The organism is Lampropedia cohaerens (assembly GCF_001005215.1).
Lineage (GTDB): Bacteria > Pseudomonadota > Gammaproteobacteria > Burkholderiales > Burkholderiaceae_C > Lampropedia > Lampropedia cohaerens.
The window spans coordinates 1-15,010 of the sequence record NZ_LBNQ01000003.1 but is presented as its reverse complement, the minus strand read 5'-3'; the positions used below and the strand labels follow the sequence as shown (position 1 = coordinate 15,010).

At 61.3% G+C, this 15,010-nt stretch carries 6 protein-coding genes, 1 tRNA gene, 2 pseudogenes and 1 other annotated feature; of the genes and pseudogenes, 3 read left to right on the top strand and 6 right to left on the bottom strand.

Translation table 11 applies throughout. The features are described from left to right. Positions 1 to 424: pseudogene (locus tag AAV94_RS00065) on the bottom strand (IS5-like element ISPa35 family transposase); the annotation flags it as partial. A gap of 305 nt (positions 425 to 729) precedes the next feature. On the opposite strand from AAV94_RS00065, the gene AAV94_RS00060 reads away from it, so the two are divergent. Then, positions 730 to 1,698, top strand: coding sequence for an NAD(P)H-dependent flavin oxidoreductase (locus AAV94_RS00060; protein WP_046740289.1), 969 nt, complete (start codon positions 730 to 732; stop codon positions 1,696 to 1,698). 56 nt (positions 1,699 to 1,754) lie between these two features. Further along, positions 1,755 to 1,829 (top strand) — tRNA-Arg (locus AAV94_RS00055). Between the two features lie 58 nt (positions 1,830 to 1,887). On the opposite strand, the gene metE is transcribed toward AAV94_RS00055, so the two are convergent. Then, positions 1,888 to 4,182, bottom strand: coding sequence for a 5-methyltetrahydropteroyltriglutamate--homocysteine S-methyltransferase (gene metE, locus AAV94_RS00050; protein ID WP_046740288.1), 2,295 nt, complete (start codon positions 4,180 to 4,182; stop codon positions 1,888 to 1,890). A gap of 101 nt (positions 4,183 to 4,283) precedes the next feature. Here metE and AAV94_RS00045 point away from each other — a divergent pair, with 101 nt between their 5' ends. Beyond that, the gene (locus tag AAV94_RS00045) at positions 4,284 to 5,174 is read left to right on the top strand and encodes a LysR family transcriptional regulator (protein WP_046740287.1); all 891 of its coding nucleotides are present in this window, start codon (positions 4,284 to 4,286) and stop codon (positions 5,172 to 5,174) included. Between the two features lie 240 nt (positions 5,175 to 5,414). Here the strand turns inward: AAV94_RS00045 and AAV94_RS15125 are convergent. From AAV94_RS15125 to AAV94_RS00020, 4 genes and pseudogenes are all read right to left on the bottom strand, one after another. Continuing rightward, positions 5,415 to 6,295, bottom strand: a pseudogene (locus AAV94_RS15125) (IS3 family transposase); the annotation flags it as partial. After that, positions 5,900 to 6,015: a sequence feature (AL1L pseudoknot), on the bottom strand. Its footprint overlaps the pseudogene before it by 116 nt. Before the next feature lie 133 nt (positions 6,296 to 6,428). Beyond that, complete coding sequence (locus tag AAV94_RS14500; protein ID WP_084824640.1) at positions 6,429 to 8,201, bottom strand: DUF11 domain-containing protein; 1,773 nt, start codon at positions 8,199 to 8,201, stop codon at positions 6,429 to 6,431. A gap of 196 nt (positions 8,202 to 8,397) precedes the next feature. Beyond that, positions 8,398 to 12,141, bottom strand: a complete 3,744-nt coding sequence (locus AAV94_RS00025) for an RHS repeat domain-containing protein (RefSeq protein WP_231731154.1) — start codon at positions 12,139 to 12,141, stop codon at positions 8,398 to 8,400. Positions 12,142 to 12,155: 14 nt separating this feature from the next. Next, the coding region (locus AAV94_RS00020; protein ID WP_046740285.1) for an OmpA family protein at positions 12,156 to 15,010 on the bottom strand (2,855 nt) is incomplete at its 5' end.

Genomic DNA, 15,010 nt, shown 5'->3' with positions numbered 1-15,010 from the left:
ATTCCGAGCCATGTTTCTTCGTTTTCCATTCGCCTTCGCCCAGCATCTTCACGCCGGTGCTGTCGACCAGCAGATGCAAGCCACCACGACTGGGGCGATAGGGTATGTTCACGGTCAGCGTTTTCTGACGGCGGCAGACCGTGCTGTAGTCAGGCACGGGCCCATCCAGGCCCGCCAGATGCATCAGGCTCTGCACGAAACCGATGACTTGGCGCAACGGCAGGCCGAACAGCCCCTTGATGGTCAGGCAGAACTGGATGGCGGCATCGCTGAACGTCGGTGATCGACCGCGACGACCGGTGGGCTGGCCGTGCCATTGCATGTCACGATCCAGCCACACCGAGAGCGAGCCTCTGGCCTTGAGGGCTGCGTTGTAATCTTTCCAGTTGGTGGTGCGGTATTGGGCGGCAGCGGGCTTGGTCATGGGTGCGCTAGCCTACAGACTCGGGACGTTTGTGCAACAACGCCGAGGAGCAACGACTTTTTGCCACACCGTCTGCACAAGTGGCGCCCCTGACTGCAACTTGCCCCCTGCCGCGCTCGGCCACCCAAACATCGTGACTGCTTGCAGTGGGTCGCCAAGGGGACACCGGCAAGCGACCGATGCAGGAGAACATGCCCAAAATCTGCCGCTGCAGGTGTCAACTTGTAGCCAGCGGCCATCTCGCACGCAGTGCCGTTGCGGCAGGTCGCACCGCTTCACCCGCGCCGAAACGAGGAGACAACACCATGCCACGCATTCCCGCCGCACTCGCAACCTTGCGCCTGCCAGTCATTGCGTCCCCGATGTTCATCATCAGCACGCCGAAGCTGGTCCTGGCCCAGTGCAAAGCGGGCATTGTTGGCTCTGTGCCTGCGCTCAATGCGCGGCGCGCCGAGTTGCTGGAGCCATGGCTGATCGAGATCACCGAGGGCATTGCCGAGCACAACGCCACGCACCCGGAGCAGCCAGCCGCCCCGTTTGCCATCAACCAGATCGTGCACAAGAGCAACGACCGGCTGGAGCATGACATGGCGCTGTGCGTGAAGTACCGCGTGCCGATCATCATCACGTCACTGGGCGCCCGCCCGGAGATTAACGATGCCGCGCACAGTTATGGCGGCATCGTATTGCACGATGTCATCAACAACACCTTTGCGCGCAAGGCCATCGAAAAAGGCGCCGATGGCCTGATCGCCGTGGCCGCAGGCGCCGGCGGTCATGCAGGGCTCAAGAGCCCCTTTGCCTTGGTACAGGAGATCCGCACCTGGTTCGACGGCCCCCTGGCGCTCTCGGGCGCCATTGCCACCGGTGATGCGGTTCTGGCCGCGCAGGCCATGGGTGCTGACTTTGCCTACATCGGGTCAGCCTTTATTGCCACCGAGGAAGCCAACGCGGTGCAGGCCTACAAACAGGCCATTGTCGATGGCACCTCCGATGACATCGTCTACTCCAGCTTCTTTACTGGCGTACACGGCAACTACCTGCGCCCCAGCATCGAGGCGGCGGGGCTCGATCCGGACAACCTGCCCGAGGGCGACCTCAAAAGCATGAACTTCGGCTCCGCAGATGGCAAGCCGTCCAAGGCGTGGCGCGATATCTGGGGTTGCGGCCAGGGTATTGGCGCGATTCAGTCCATCACCAGCGTAGCCGCCCTGGTGGACCGGCTCGAAGCCGAATACCGTGCCGCACGTCAGCGCCTGCTGCTGCAGCGCTGACACCACGCCGCCGTAGTCAGCGCGCCTATAATCGCCCGCTTCACGCTGCATTTGACGCCCCGGTAGTTCAATGGATAGAACGGACCCCTCCTAAGGGTCAGATAGTGGTTCGATTCCACTCCGGGGTACCAGGCACTTCGCCATGCAGGACGCTGCACTGCTGCCAGGCGAGCAGCAGTGCATTCGGCCCTATTTGCCAGCCTGGGCGCGCAGGGTCTTGGCGGCTTCCACCATGTTGCGCAGCGCGGGGATGACCTCGCTCCACTGGCGCGTCTTCAGGCCGCAGTCCGGATTGACCCAGAGGCGCTCTGCAGGGATGCGCTCGGCCGCCTTGCGCATGAGCGCAACGATGTGCTCCTGCGTCGGGATGTTGGGTGAGTGGATATCGTAGACGCCTGGGCCGATGGCATTGGGATATTCGAAATGCTCGAAGGCATCAAGCAGTTCCATGTCCGAGCGCGACGTCTCGATGGTAATGACATCCGCATCCATGGCTGCGATCGAGGCAATGATGTCGTTGAACTCCGAATAGCACATGTGGGTATGGATCTGCGTCGCATCGGCCACGCCATTGGCCGTGATACGAAAGCACTCGACCGCCCAGTCCAGATATTCCTGCCACTGCGAGCGACGCAGGGGCAGCCCTTCGCGCAGCGCGGCCTCATCGATCTGGATCACGCGCACGCCAGCCTTCTCCAGATCCAGCACCTCCTCACGAATGGCCAGCGCCAGTTGGCGGCAGCTTTGTGCGCGCGGCTGGTCATCACGCACGAAGGACCAGTTCAGAATGGTCACCGGCCCGGTCAGCATGCCCTTCATCGGCTTGTCGGTGAGGCTTTGCGCATAGCGGATCCACTCCACCGTCATCGCCTTGGGCCGGCGGATGTCACCGAACAGGATGGGCGGCTTCACGCAGCGCGACCCATACGACTGCACCCAACCGAACTGGCTGAACGCGTAGCCTTCGAGCTGCTCGCCAAAATACTCAACCATGTCGTTTCGTTCGGCCTCGCCGTGCACCAACACATCCAGCCCCAGCGCCTCCTGCTCGCCCACGCAGCGGGCGATCTCCGCGCGCATGGCGGCCTGATAGCCGGCTTCATCCAGGGCGCCTGACTTGTAGTCGCGGCGCGCCTGGCGGATTTCCGCAGTTTGCGGGAAGGAGCCGATGGTGGTGGTCGGAAACAGCGGCAACGGCATGTGCTCGGCCTGCTTGACGGCACGCTCGGCAAATACACTGCGGCGCTGGCCCATCTCGGGGCGAATGGCCGCCACCGCCTCCGCCACTGCCGGATTGTGCACGCGGGCCGACTGGCGCCGTGCCTGCAGTGCCGCGCGGTTCGCATCCAGTGCTTGCTGCACCGCCGCCCGCCCCTGACGCAGGGCCGTGGCCAGAATCTGCAGCTCGCCGAGCTTCTGCAATGCAAACGCCAGCCAGGACTTGATCTCGGCATCCATGCGCTCTTCGCTGTCCAGATCCACCGGCACATGCAGCAACGAGCATGACGGGGCCAGCCACAGCTGCGCACCCAGGCGTTCGGCCAGTGGCTCCAGCCAGTCCAGTAGCGCGTTCAGATCGGTTTTCCAGATGTTGCGGCCGCTGATGACCCCCAGCGACAGCACCTTGTGTGGCGGCAGCAGATTCAACACCTTGAGCACGGCCTCGCGCCCTCCCAGGGCATCAATGTGCAAGCCTGCCACCGGCAGATTTGCAGCCAGATAAGCGTTGTCCTCCAGCGTGCCGAAGTACGTCGCCACCAGCAGCTTTACGGGTGCGGTCTTGAGCGCATGGTAGGCCAGGTTGAAGGCATGCTGCCACTGCGCATCCAAGTCCGTCACCAGCAGCGGCTCATCAATCTGCACCCACTCCGCGCCATGGTCTGCCAGCGTCTGCAGCAATTGCTGGTACACCGGCAGAAGGCGCGGCAGCAGCTGCAGTCGGTCCGAACCATCCTTGGCTTTGCCCAACCCGAGATAGGTCACCGGTCCGATAATGACCGGCTTGGCCTTGATGCCTTGGGCCTTGGCCTCCTGCAGTTGCGCAATCAGACGCGAGGCGTCGAGCGAGAAGTTCGTGTCCGCATCGAACTCGGGCACGATGTAGTGGTAGTTGGTGTCGAACCACTTGGTCATCTCGCCAGCGGCCACCCCCGCGTTGCAGCCGCATGACTGGGCCGACGGTGCCGAGCGCCCGCGCGCGACACGGAAATAATTGTCCAGCGCATCGCCCTCATAGCCACGCACCCGCGCAGGCAGATTGCCGAGCGTGAAGCTCATGTCCAGCACCTGGTCGTACAGCGAGAAGTCGCCAACTGGCACCCAGTCGAGCCCCTGCTGCAACTGCCAGTTTTGCGCACGCAATTGCTGCGCAAGCTCCAGCAGCTGCGCACGCGAGGTCTCGCCGCGCCAGTACGCTTCCAGGCCAAACTTCAGCTCGCGCTTGCGGCCAATGCGGGGAAATCCGAGGTTATGAATCGTCGTCATCACTAACATCCAGGTTCTGAAAATCAAGACAGACGTGGATGCTAGGAACAATCATCCATGACGTAAAATGGTCATTTCTCACAACTCGATGAACGTTGTGCATGATTGACCGTTCCCATCTGGCCATACTGCGCGAAGTGCAGCGCCAGGGATCCTTGACCGCAGCCGCCGAAAGCCTGCACCTGACGCAGTCGGCGTTGAGTCATAGCATCAAGAAGCTGGAGCGGCACCTGGGCGTCGCACTGTGGCTGCGCGACGGCCGCCAGCTGCGCCTGACACAGGCCGGGCACCACCTGCTGAACGTGGCCCAGCGCGTACTGCCGCAACTGGAGCTGGCCGAGCAGCGCCTGCGACAATACGCCAAGGGTGAACGCGGCACCCTGCGCATCGGCATGGAATGTCACCCCTGCTACCAGTGGTTGCTCAAGGTAGTGGCGCCCTACCTGGCGAAATGGCCGGATGTGGATGTGGATGTACGGCAGAAATTCCAGTTCGGTGGTATCGGCGCGCTGTTCGAGTACGAAATCGACCTACTGGTCACGCCCGATCCGCTGTTCAAAAGCGGCCTCGTGTTCCAGCCCGTCTTCGACTACGAGCAAGTGCTGGTCGTCGCACGCGGGCATCGACTGGCCGACGCCAACTGGATCAGGCCCGAACAGCTCAGCGATGAAGTACTGATCAGTTACCCCGTCAGCCCCGAGCGGCTGGACATCTACAACCAGTTCCTGCTGCCCGCCGGCGTGGCGCCCAAACGCCACAAAACCATCGAAACCACGGAAATCATGTTGCAGATGGTCGCCAGCGGCCGCGGCGTGACAGCCCTGCCCCGGTGGCTGGTGCTGGAACATGCGCAAAAGCTGCCCATCGTGCCCGTGCGGCTGGGCAAGCACGGCATCGCCAAGCACATCTACCTGGGCGCGCGCGAGGCCGACCTGAACATCGATTACCTGCAGGCGTTCATCGAGTTGGCGCGGACGGATCAATTTCCATAACCGCGACACAGCCTATTTCCAACTGAACGGCCCGACGATCGAATTACTTCGCGGCGCGAGCGACTGCTATGAACATAGGAAGCTCTGCAAAACACCATCATTGATCGACCTACTCTGTCGGGAAGGCCTTTGGACAGAAAAAAGAACCGATCCGGGCTCTGATCAGTCCGCCTTGGCAGCGGTTTTGCCCGTTTGGGCATGGTGCAGGCGCACACTCATGCCTGCACAGGCCGCAAGCGCTTGCCGGGCATACAGCGCCCGCTCCAGCGCATCGAGGACAAAGTCCGTGGTCATTGATGTGCTCACGCACCAACCTACGATACGCCGTGCGAACACGTCTACCACGAAGGCCACGTACTGCCAGCCCAGCCAGGTCGAGACATAGGTGAAGTCCGAGTCCCAAAGTTCATGAGGTCGCTCGACATGGACTGCCGATTGACCTTCTCCAGCGGGCCCGATACCTTGGGGTCACTGACCGTAGTGCGAAGCCCCTTGCCGCGCCTGACGCCATGTAGGCCCAGTCGCATCATCAGGCGCTCGACCGTACACCGGGCAACGACCATACCCTCTCGGTTCATCTGCATCCACACCTTGTCGGCGCCGTAGACTTGCAAGTTGTCATTCCACATCCGCTCGATGGTGGGCATCAACACCGCATCGCGCTGGGCCCTGTGGCTGAGCAGGCGGTTGTCGCGCAACCGCGCTGCATGCCTGCGGTAGTCCGACGGAGCAATCTGCGGCACCCTGCACATCGGCTCGACCCCGTGGACTTCGCGGTGTTCGCCCACAAGATGGCAGCTCACGTCAGTCGGCGGTCGAGCTCCGCCTGAACAAAAACGCGCTGGCCAGCTTCAAAATCTCATTGGCCTTGCGCAGTTCGTGGTTCTCGCGCTCGAGCTCCTTGATGCGTCGAGCCTCGGCGGTAGACACACCGTCGCGGTGGCCAGCGTCAATCTCATGTTGCTTGACCCAGGTATGTGAAAAGTCTGCGGCACACAGCCCACCTTGGCGGCGATGGACTCAATGGCTGCCCACTGCGACGGATGCTCGCTGCGGTGCTCTTGAACCATGCGCACAGCCCGCTCGCGCATCTCGGGGGAAAACTTCGGTGACTTTCTCATCTTGGCTCCATTCTCTAGTGAAGGAGCCTCCGCAAAACCCAGGGCGGTTCAAATCGATTCAATTGGGACCATCTCCCAACCTCTTGTTGGGGAAAATGGTCCAGCGCCACACAAACGGCAAATCGCACGGATGTCAGGGACCTACCTCCGTCACCGCGCACTGCAGCGTCACTATGATTTCTCCACTCATTGGAATGGAGGGCAAGGTAATCCCCGTTCCTGTCAGGTCTCCAAGGTCAATCGCACCACTTGGGCACACTGCGCCGCCACTAGAGGTACAGACAGGAACCGCAGCAGAGCAATCCAGCCCCTCGGCGGGCAACTGGTCGGTCAGAATGGCATTGACGGCTGTCGCCGGGCCAGCATTGGTGACTGTTAAGGTATACGTCAACACATCGCCAACCTGCGCCGCAGTGGGAGTCACCGTCTTCTCGATACCCAAATCTACGCTTGGCACAGCATTGGTGAACGTGCATAACACATTGATCTCGCCACCACTCGTGTTAGGTAGAGTGAGCGTACCAGATGTGCCCGCGGCATTGACGTTGACAGCGATAGGCTGACCACTGCTCTCATTGACACACGTCAGACTGCTGGTGTAGTTCCCTAGGTTGGGGCCGCTCTCGCTCACCGTATATTGGATTCCGCTCTGTGCAATCACAGGACCTGCCTCGGCACTTTGCAGCCCACTGGCCGAACCAGACGTGGTGGCAGTATTGCCACCCGTGATCCCTCCGCCTGTGATGCTGAGCGTGAACTGGTCGGCGGGGGCGATGCGCCCATCAGGCAGGTTCTTTTGCAGCCGAATCGTGTTGGGATTTTGGCAACTTGCCAGATCCACGCCACCGATGCCAGAAAAAGAGCCCCCTACGAACTGCCCGGTTGCCGGATTAACCCGCTGATAGGTTGACACGCCATTGCCGCTACTAGTACCCACCTGAAGCACCAGCAAACCGTTATCGAATGCGATCCCACCATAATTTTGAGAGCTCGTAAAATAGTTGGTCAGCCGGACCGCATTCAGATTAGAGTTACTTGGCCCTACATTGCTGCTGGTTGGCTGCGGCATTGGCCCATTGATGCGGTACAGGGCGGTTCCGTCCCAGGCGATGTTTCCCAGCAGAGCGTACAAGTTGCCCATGGCATCAAAGGCAATATCACCATTATTGCCAGATGCGTCGAAATACCCAACCCGAACGGGGCGCCCCGTAGTTCCCCAAGCCGGATTGTAGGCAAACAGCGCGTGCCGTCTTCCTTGCTCCAATTGCGGTGGATCCCACGGCCAATAACCTGGTATTTCCTGATTCGGCGCAGTGAAGTAAAACCAACCATTTACCGGATTCACTGCACCCGTCACAAATGCTGATTGATATCCGTTCAAGTGCTGTCCACTTGGAGGCAGGGAGAACACGGACTGCTCGGTTGCAACGTTGTATTGCAGCACCCGGCCAGAATTGGAACCACCGTGCTGCACGGCGAACAGAGAGTCACCTTCAGCCTGAATCCCCATTCCGTTCCAGTTCGCATTGAATTCCGGGGACGGCAGCGTTCCGATAATCTGCGAAGTTCCACTGGGAACATTGACCCTGTCGATGTGACGTGTTGCATAGCGGATGGAATACACCGTGCCTGGCTCGCAGACAAATACGGGACCGGACTGCGCCATCACCGGCGCAGATACGCCCCCTATGCCGAGCAAGCCCGACAGAGCCACACCACAGTTGACCAGGCCAGCACGCAAGGCCTTCCATGGCATGGCATGACCAGCGGCCTGTTTCAATACAGGTTTGGCAGGCATTTGGTGGGCCACAAAGGTTGAACGCTGCGTTAAATGTGGAGCATTCCGTTGGCTGGTCGCGTGCTTTGAATTCATGCCATATCCCCCAGTTGCAATCAACATCATCATTACGATGTGCAATCAACTCAAAAATTATCGAAGGCTCTGGTTTGTTGTTTCAGGCCAAGCATCCGGCAAGCCAGCCTGAGGCATACACGCAGAACCCCACACGAAATAATCCTTACTCAAACATCTTGCAGATGCCGGCATACCCGGCCATTTAACCTTATCCGCATAAATCCATGATTTCTCCACCATCAGACGATCAGTAAGTCCCCACCAAATTCAAAAACCACCCTTTGTGGTTGTAATCAAAGTTGGTTAGATCGTCGCTAAATTCAGTAAAGTTATAGCCGATACCAACGCGGAAGTTACGGCCGATATCGCGATCAATGCCCACCAGAAAGCCCTGGCGGTCGCCCCCGTCCTTGACGCCCAGCCAGCGGTATTCGGCCAGCGAATGCCATTGGTCGGCAAACTCCCAGCGTGCCTGCAGTGCCGCGAAGTTGGCGGTGGAGTCGGCCCACTCGCCGTTCATGCGGCCCATGCGCACCTCGCCCCTGCGATGCATCAGCTTGGTAGCCAGCTCCCAGCGTGACTCGGGCATCCACACGCCTTCCAGCGAGGCGATTTGGGAGCGCTGGTCGTAATACGCCACGTTCGTGCCCGTCTGCCCGAGCGACGAGACGTCATACAGATAGGTCAACTTGCCCAGCAATGCGTAGCGGGTGCTGTTCCAGGGCCTGAATGCAAAGCCGAAGTTGCCTTCGATGAACTTGGCGCCGGCTTCGGGATTCAGGTCATCGTCGGTCTCCGAGTAGTTCAGGCGCCCGGCCAGGCGCAAGCTTTCGGTGACTTTGTGGGTCAAGCGGTTGGTCAGCACCCACTGCTCACGGCGCTCCGCACCGCTGTCCTTGCGCCACTCCAGCTTGCTCTGCCACTGCGTAGCTTCGGAGGTTCTCCCTCCGGTCACGCTTGCCGTACGGCGCTTGACCAAAGCACCGTCCAGGTGGCGGTTGAGCTCTCCGTTTTGGACGGTAAAGCCGTAATTCCAGCCCTGACCAGGATAAAAATCCATCCCGAAGGTATGCGCCAGGCCCGATTCATTGGGCGCCTTTAGATACTGGCTCTCGTTGAACAGATTGACCTGGTTGGACAGCCGCCAGCGCTGACCCAGCGTCCAGCCGGGTGTGACGCTGTTGTTGAACAGGGGGTCGTATTCGCTGCGATCGGTGGAATAGGTGTAGGCGCCATAGAAGCTGTGATCGGGCGAGAGCCGGTATTCGCCGTCAACACGCAACGCGTTGCCGCGATCGCCAGCGGTGTACTCCGCGCCGACGGTGGACAGCTCGCCAAACAGGTATTTCGCACCGACACGAACCGCGTCGTTGTCCTCATAGGCACCGCCGTCATCGTCGACGGTGACCTGGCCGGCCACCCATACATCCAGGTTGCTGCCTATGCGCTGGGTGTATTGCACAGCCGCCAGCGTTCCTGCTGCATCGCCGCTGGCGCGCTTTTCATCGATGCGGCGAATTTCTCCGCTCAAGGCGGAGTTTTCGGCAAACCGCCATTCACCGGTCAGCTGCGCCTGGCTGAGCGACTCAGCACCGCGCTCGGCCCGGCTGAGCCGTCCGTACACACTCACTTCAGGCGAAAGCTGGGCCCGCATTTCAGTGCCGTATTCCTCGATATCCTCACCAGTGTCCATCCGCGCGATGGAAAAACCGGAATCTACGTTGCGCCACCACGCACCGGCAGACCAGTCCTGCTCCGTCAGGCCCAGTTCGCGGAAGTTGGCACGCGCCTCCACCGCAGTGGCACCGCCGTCACGCGCACCCAGGCCGGAATTGATTTCGGTGAAACTGAGGCCACCGTTGTCGGAGAAGAAGATCGGTGCGCTCGTCGCCTCCGTCTCGGTGTGCTCCACCTTCAGATAGGTGCCGCGTCCCGCCTGCAGGGTCACATCCGCGCTTTTGAGCGAGTAATCATCGCCTGCACGGTTTTCCTGAATCCAGGTTCCACCAACGGCAACGTGGTCGCCAAACCAGTGTTTGCCGCGAATCCCGGCTGAGATGTCGTCAGGGTCAAAACCGCTGGGAATATATTCATAATCCACCAGCAACACTTGCGTGAAGCCTTCAAGAGGGCTGTTGGTGGTCAGCGTTGGAATGTTCTCGCGCGTGACCTGCGCCAGTGGCCGTGTCAGCAAGATGCGCCCCTGGAACTCATCAATCTCGTAATCGGCACCGCGCAGTAGCTCGATGCGATGCTCCACACGACCGGTGGTGTTGTCACGCACTTCCACCACCACCTTGTCGGAGCCTGGCAGAACGTCGGTGTGCCTCAGGTAATACTGGCTGCCAAAGGTGCCTATGAACTCGCTGTGCCCGGGCGCACTCTGTGCTTCGGAGACAAAGGCGCGCACTTGGCTGCCGGCTTCGCCGTACTTGGTCGAGCGGCGGCTGCGCCAGTTGACCGCGCCGCCGTACAACGAGCGCGAGTACTGGCCGTACTCGGTGCCGGTGATGCCGGTGTCAAAGTTGCCCCAGAGCGCCTGGCTCTTGTCCCAGTCCACACGGACGTAGAGCCGACCCATCGTGTCCACGTCACGATAGGTAGTCGAATCATCCCCGTAGACAGGATAGTAGGCGTCCGGATCCAGACGCCGGAAAATGTCTTGCGGATCCGCGTCCCAGAATCCGCTGAACAAGTCCTTGACTTCGCGCTCCTGGGTATCGGCCTGCGCGGTAATGAGGTATTTCCCCTTGATCTTGCCCTTCAGATAGAAGGCTAGACGCCCCTCCGCAAGGAAACTGTCGTCGTAGCGATCATCGCCTGCCAGCGGCTCGATCGAACCAGTGACGCTGTTGCTCGACAAGGTCAGATCGGCCAGCGCAACGGCAAATGCATATTTGCCCGTCACGTCGATGTCCAGCGTGTGCGCAATCTCTCCGTCCCGCCCCTTGAGCAACACGTTGAACTGGTGCTGACCGACGGGCACCAGATATTCGGCCACGAGCTTGCGTTCCAGATCCACCGGATGGCTGCGGCCATTGATCTGCACGCTCATCGCTTCGGGAATATTGCGTCCCTGGATGCGGATGCGCGAGCCATAAATGGCGATGTTCTGCTGGCGCAGGCTGTTTTCGCCAAAGACGGTATCGATCTGGCTGGCCCGCTCGGCCTCGTCTGCATCCATCGCGGTGCCAAACTGGCGCTCCGTGGCATTGCGCAGCAGCTGACGGCTGCGCTCTTCCTCCTCCGGGCGCACCAGTTGCAAGCGCCGCGGGAAGGTTTCATCAACGGAGCCGTCTTCACCGTAGATACGGGCGATGTAGACCAACTCGTCGCCCACGCGCGCCTGCAGATTTTCGGGCAAACGACCATCCCACTCCACTTCACTGACAGCGGCAACCGGAAGTTCGACCCTGCCGACTGGCGAGACCAAGTCCACATCGGTCGCGCGAAATAGCAGGACTTCGACCCGCTCGATGAATGCCGAGTAATTGTTGTAGGCGTAAAAGCGCACAGGCTTGGTGATCACGCCGGAATCAAAAGGCACCAGCGATGGCGCAGAAAGATTGAACTCGGGCTGACCGAGGTTCGGATCTTCCGTTGCCCAGATCACCCCACCGTTGGGCAGCTGTATGGACCACTTCCCGACGGCGACAGCAGTGCCCGGAGGCTCGACCGCCACAGTCACACGCCGATCAGGTTGCAGCGCTTGCGACGAAGCGCCCTCATCCAGACCCTGCGTGACAGGCCGGTCATAGCTGCGCGTGCGCAGGCGAAACAGCAATCCCTCCTCGCCGGTGCAAGTCTGCTCCGTACAGTCGATCGCGATGGAGGCGCCATCGCCCTGACCTAGCTGCGCAGGGCCACCCTGCGCTGTCGTGCCGTGCAAGGCGCTGTCACTCGCTTGTGCCATCACCATCGGTGATGCCACACCAGCCATCAGGCTGATCAGCGTGTAGTCAAGCAGCTTCATCTTCATGGGCTTATTCATGGTGTGCTCCCCCCTCACTGGCGCCCGTCGACAGGAGCTCTGGGATCGTTAGTCGCGTCAACACGCACCTTCGCGCGCACCTGCGGGCTCAGACGCTGCGCAAGGGCCTCGTACACGGCAGTGGCACGGCGCATGCCCAGCTCGGTGTTGTAGGCGTACGAGCCACGCACATCGGTATGACCGACGATGGCGATGCTGCCGCCGCCCAGTTCTTCCAGCGCTTGCGCAACCTTGTCGAGCAGCGGCTGGTACTCGGGCCGGATGGTTGCCTTGTCCGTATCGAACAGCACCGTCCCCAGTAGAGCACCGCCTTCATCGACGCCCACCATCATGGACGTCGGGTCATCTACATTGCCGCGGGCGACCACTCGCAGCGCACTGGCCGAGGCCTCATCGAGCATACCCAGCAACGCCGCCTGCACCGCCTGGGCTCGCGCGAAGGCCAGCTCCTCGTTCTCGCCGTTGGCGTCGATGACCACCTCGCCGCCCTGGTACTCACGCACCTTGCTTGCCAGCACTTCGATTGCTGGCAGATATTCCTCACGAACTTCTGCACTGCCCGGCGCGAAGAACACCGTGCCCATCTGCAGTTCGACCTCCTCGTGGCCGCCCTCCATCAACCCCGACGGAAGCTTGACACCGAAGTCAAAGCGCACCGGCAGTCCTGGAGTGATGCGACGCAGCAGCGGGTTGTCGGTGGTGAACTCGCTGCCAGGCGGCAGCGTGGCCGGATCCACCTTCATGATGAAGTTTCGGCCGCGCTCCCAGCGTCCGCCATCAACCCCCACCAGATGGAAGCGACCGAACTGATCGGTTTCGACCAGCAAGCCCTCCACCGTAGCGATGCGCACGCCGGGGATACCGCGCTCATCCACGCCCGCATTGCCGATGACATAGTCCACCCGGTAGCCACCCTCGACCTTGGCGACACGACGCTCAACGGTTGGTTCGGCAGCCGTCAGGCCCTTGGCTGCGTCACCCGAGTCGCGCTCGATGCGGGTATTGCCTTCCGCGTCCATGCGCAGTGTCACGCCCTGCCTGGTCGTCAGCACGAAGTCGTCGGTGAACTTTGGCTCCGTCAGCAACTGGCTGACCACGACCTGGCGGCGCTCCAGCGGATCCGCATCGGACTGGCGCCCCGCAATCGTGCCGATGGCAATGCCATGCAGCATCGGCGCGCTCGCATCCGGCTCAGGTTGCGGGCCCGCGCCGCGATCCACCGTGGTCGAATTGGCCACATAGACCTGCGGCGCAAATCCACCCTGCACGCGCACATCATCCATTTGTGCGCTGTCTTGCCAGCCATCGCCATCACGGTCATCAAACACCGACCCCATGATCAGCGTTTCATCCAGCAACGGATCTCCGACCAGCTGCACATCTGCAGTCGCAACGTTCGACACACGCTGATTGAGTCGCTCGACATAGGCACTGTTGGTGTGAATGCCTTGGCGCACACCCGCACCCACGCGCAGCAAATACATCACCGTGGCCGTCTCACCAGCGGCAATGTCCAACTGATCGACGCGAATCGGGTAGGTGCCGACCAGACGGCCCAGACCATCGCCATCCTCCACCACCAGCGATCCATCCACATACGTGAAACCCGCAGGCGGCGTATCGATCAGCGTGCCATCCACCAGGTTGGTGTTACCCGTGTTCTCGATGCGCAAGGTGTAGCGCACCAGGTCGCCAACCTTCACATCGCGCGGTGCGGCCTGCTTGACAATGCGCAGCGTCGTGGTATCCACCACTGGCGTTTCCGTCTCACATACCCCCGCGCAATCTGGGCTGTGCGTGCCACTGCCCACCACCGCATTCTTGACGGTACCTTGTGCATCGGCATTGACCTGCGCGGTGTAGCTGACCGCATACGTGCCCGGCGCCGTGCCCGCTGGCAGCGTGAACACCACTACAGGTGCGGCACCGGTATCCACCGCAAACACGCCGGCGTCAACCACCGACGCAAACGTCAGGCCAGTTCCCAGCGTATCTGTCAACGTTACCGCGTCGCGCGTTGAGGCGTTCTCCACCACGGCAGTCAGCGTGTAAGTGATCACATCACCCACCGTTACCTCAGTCTGTCCCGCAGGGAGATTCGCCACCTTGCTGTAACTCACCTTCGCAGCGACAACATCTACGGTAACCGTGGCCGTGTCGCAGTTGCCCGGGTTGAGCACTTCACAGATCTGGTACTCAATCGTGTAGCTGCCCTCTGGCGTGCCTGGCGGCACGGAGACGATGCCTGTACTCGGTTCGAGTTCGGGCACGGCCGCGCCTGGCACCACCGGGGTCGCTGGCGTGACTACGGTGCCGGTGATCTCGCTCGGGTTGACCGGGTTGCCCCCCAGGGTGTCGTTGTCGTAGGCGTTGCCCGCATTCGGGTTGCCTGCGCCTCCATCGACCGGACCCAGTGGGTCGTCGTTGGCCACGATCGGCTTGGCAGTGACACTGGTGTCCACCGGCGTGCTGTCACAGCCGCTGGTGCAGTCCGGATCGCCCCCGCCGCTGACGCTGGCGGTGTTGCTCACGGTGGTGCCGCTCACGCTCGCCTCGGGCGTGACGTTGATGGTGAAGCTCGCCGTGGCTCCGGCCGCCAGTCCGGCTGCAATGTCGCAGCTGACGTCCTGGCCCGAGATCGTGCAGCCTGCTGCGCTGTTGATCGTCAGCCCTGCCGGCACGCTGTCGCTCACCGTCGCCGTCGCCGTCGTCGCCGCCGTGCCACTGTTGGTCACGGTGATGGTGTAGTCGTAGGCCTGGCCCACGGTGGCGCTGGTCGGCCCGCTCTTGGCTATCGTCAGGTCCGGCGCGTTGATGACGGTGTCCACCGGCGTGCTGTCACAGCCGCTGGTGCAGTCCGGATCGCCCC